General features: G+C 57.2%; 4 protein-coding genes and 1 pseudogene. All 5 read left to right on the forward strand.

Annotated features, from left to right (window positions below):
* Nucleotides 1–233 (forward strand): GNAT family N-acetyltransferase (locus tag K5905_RS31185; protein WP_297591604.1); only part of this gene is annotated, 233 nt, incomplete at its 5' end.
* Nucleotides 230–775, forward strand: coding sequence for a GNAT family N-acetyltransferase (locus tag K5905_RS31190; RefSeq protein WP_297591605.1), 546 nt, complete (start codon nucleotides 230–232; stop codon nucleotides 773–775). The genes K5905_RS31185 and K5905_RS31190, both read left to right, overlap by 4 nt.
* A complete protein-coding gene (locus K5905_RS31195; protein WP_297591606.1) occupies nucleotides 772–1,317 on the forward strand; it encodes a GNAT family N-acetyltransferase in 546 nt (181 codons plus the stop codon). The genes K5905_RS31190 and K5905_RS31195 overlap by 4 nt, the downstream gene beginning before the upstream one ends.
* A 45-nt stretch (nucleotides 1,318–1,362) precedes the next feature.
* Nucleotides 1,363–2,409: a GTPase ObgE gene (obgE, locus tag K5905_RS31200; RefSeq protein WP_297591607.1), complete on the forward strand. Its 1,047-nt coding sequence runs from the start codon at nucleotides 1,363–1,365 to the stop codon at nucleotides 2,407–2,409.
* Nucleotides 2,409–2,716: pseudogene (locus K5905_RS31205) on the forward strand (glutamate 5-kinase); the annotation flags it as partial. The gene obgE and the pseudogene K5905_RS31205, both read left to right, overlap by 1 nt.

A 2,716-nucleotide genomic window follows, 5' to 3' on the forward strand; every position in this document is an offset into this window, starting at 1 on the left:
CCACCGAGGCCGTCGAAGCAGTGCTGGAATGGGCGTTCGAAACCTACCGGACCAATGCGGTTGCTGCCCGGGCATTTGAGGACAATTCGAGGTCCAGAGCGCTGTTGCGCAAGATGGGTTTCAAGCCTTACAGCATGACCGAACGCTTTGCCAAGGCGTTGGACCGAAGGGTCTCCAACGTCGTTGTCCGGCTCGAGCGATCTGATTTCGAGCGACGAAGAGAGCTGACATGAGCTTGCCTGACCTGAGGACCGGGCGCCTTCTTCTGCGCCCGGTTCGGCCCGATGATCTGGCGGGAATAGCGCGTCAGATCGGTGACATTGACGTTGCGAAAATGCTGACAACCGTGCCGCATCCTTATGCAATCGAGGACGCGAAGGCGTGGTTTGACCAGACGGCGGCCCAAAGACGGGGCGGCGAGCGTGCCTTCGCAATCGACAATGGCGACGGATTAGTAGGTGTTGTTTCGGTTGGGCGTTCGGAGGGCAAGCCGGAATTTGGCTACTGGCTCGGCAAAGACCATTGGGGCAAAGGGATCATGACGGAAGCCGGGCGTGCAGCGCTTGCCTGGCATTTCGGGTGTTTCCCGGAATTACCGGTGATGAGTGGTGCGCTTGATGAGAACCGGGCTTCCTTGAATGTTCTGTCAAAGCTCGGGTTTTCGGAAACAGGCCCATACAAGTTGAAAATACTGTCCCGCGGCCAGGCACTTCCTGCAACGAGGATGACCTTGAACCACGCCGCATTTGTTGAAAACGAAAAGGTCCCGGCATGAGCGGGATTGCTGTCAAAACCGATCGTTTGATCCTGCGGAGACCCGAGTTGAAGGATCTGGACCGCTGTGCAGAGTTGCTGGGTGACTATGACGTCGCCAAGATGCTGTCGCGCGTCCCATATCCTTATGACCTGGAGCAGGGACGGGCCTATCTGCAAAAATCAGTTGAGCGCTGGCAAGATCCGGCAATTGCCGATGAACTCGGATTTCATTTTGACCTCGAAGGTCAGATGATCGGAGGGCTCGGCTTCAAAAAGTTGCAGGAGACCCCGGAGATCGGCTATTGGCTTGGGCGGCCCTATTGGGGCAAGGGATTTATGACGGAAGCTTTGACGGCCGCGATTAAGTGGTTGTTTCAAAATTCCGATCATGAGCGCCTTGCCTGCGAAGCCATGACCGACAACCCGGCTTCCCTGAAAGTGATGGAAAAGACCGGGTTTTGCCAGGTGGGCGAAGTTGGTTGCACCAGCGTGTCGCGTGGTGCCACCTTGCCCGCGATCCGGACGGAATTGACGCGGGTGGAATTTTTGGACGGCCTTTGATCGAACTGGGATCTAGGCCTGACAGCAGGACAAAAGAGAAGAAAAATGAAATTCCTCGATCAGGCCAAGGTCTATGTACGTTCCGGCAATGGCGGTGCGGGTTGTGTCTCCTTCCGGCGTGAAAAATATATCGAATATGGTGGCCCGGACGGCGGCGACGGTGGCAAGGGTGGTAATGTCATTATCGAGTGTGTCGACGGTCTCAACACATTGATCGATTATCGCTACAAACAGCATTTCAAGGCCGAGACCGGCATCCACGGTATGGGCCGAAACCGAACAGGCGCTCATGGCGGTGATGTCGTCCTCAAAGTGCCGGTCGGTACGCAGGTCTTTGAAGAAGATAATGAAACCCTGATCGCGGATCTGACGGAACTTGGCCAGCAGGTTCTGCTTTTGAAAGGTGGAAACGGAGGCTTTGGCAACGCGCATTTCAAGTCTTCGGTCAACCAGGCTCCGCGCCGGGCCAATCCGGGTCTTGAGGGTGAAGAAAAGTGGATCTGGCTTCGTCTCAAACTGATTGCCGATGCCGGACTGGTCGGCTTGCCGAACGCAGGCAAATCCACGTTCCTGGCGACCGTTTCCGCTGCCAAGCCGAAGATTGCGGACTACCCTTTCACCACCATTCATCCGAACCTCGGCATCGTTCAGATCGACGGCAACAGTTTCGCAATGGCCGATATTCCGGGCCTGATCGAAGGGGCCCATGAAGGCACCGGACTCGGCGACCGCTTCCTCGGCCATGTCGAACGGACACGTGTTCTCCTGCATCTCGTCGACGGTTCGGGGCAGGAAGATCCCGGAGAAGCCTACAAGGTCGTGCGCGGTGAACTGGAGGCCTATGGAGCCGGCCTTGTCGACAAGCCGGAAATTGTTGCTCTGTCCAAATGCGATGCGCTGACCGATGAGTTGATTGCGGAAAAATCGGCGAGCCTGGAAGCGGCTTGTGGCCAAAAACCTTTGATCCTGTCTTCCGCCAGCGGTCAAAATGTCGACCGTGCACTGCGCATGATCGTGCGAGCCATCGACAAGGACAAGGAAGAGGCCGCCAATCAGGTGCCTGCGCCCGAGCAGGAGGGATGGCTTCCCTGATGTCCAGAAGTCTCAAGAGTTACAAGCGGATCGTCGTCAAGATCGGTTCTGCGTTGCTGGTTGAGCGGGGCGAGTTGAAACGCGCCTGGCTGGAGGCGCTCATCTCCGACATCGTAACACTGTCTGAGACTGGCTCGGAAGTTCTGATCGTCTCGTCGGGGTCGATCGCGCTTGGGCGCGGTGTTCTGGGCCTGCCCAAGGGGCCGCTGAAACTGGAAGAAAGCCAGGCTTCCGCCCCTTCCGGGCACATTTCCCAGGCTCAGGCTTATTCCCGTGCACTCGGCACCTATTGCAGAAAAGCCGGCCA

Origin of the sequence: Roseibium sp. (assembly GCF_025698965.1) — a bacterium.
GTDB lineage: Bacteria > Pseudomonadota > Alphaproteobacteria > Rhizobiales > Stappiaceae > Roseibium.

Excerpts from the sequence above, each read along its gene's own strand:
- K5905_RS31190 (WP_297591605.1), top strand. The coding sequence starts at position 230 with ATGAGCTTGCCTGACCTGAGGACCGGGCGCCTTCTTCTGCGCCCGGTT.
- K5905_RS31195 (WP_297591606.1), top strand. The coding sequence starts at position 772 with ATGAGCGGGATTGCTGTCAAAACCGATCGTTTGATCCTGCGGAGACCC.
- obgE (WP_297591607.1), top strand. The coding sequence starts at position 1,363 with ATGAAATTCCTCGATCAGGCCAAGGTCTATGTACGTTCCGGCAATGGC.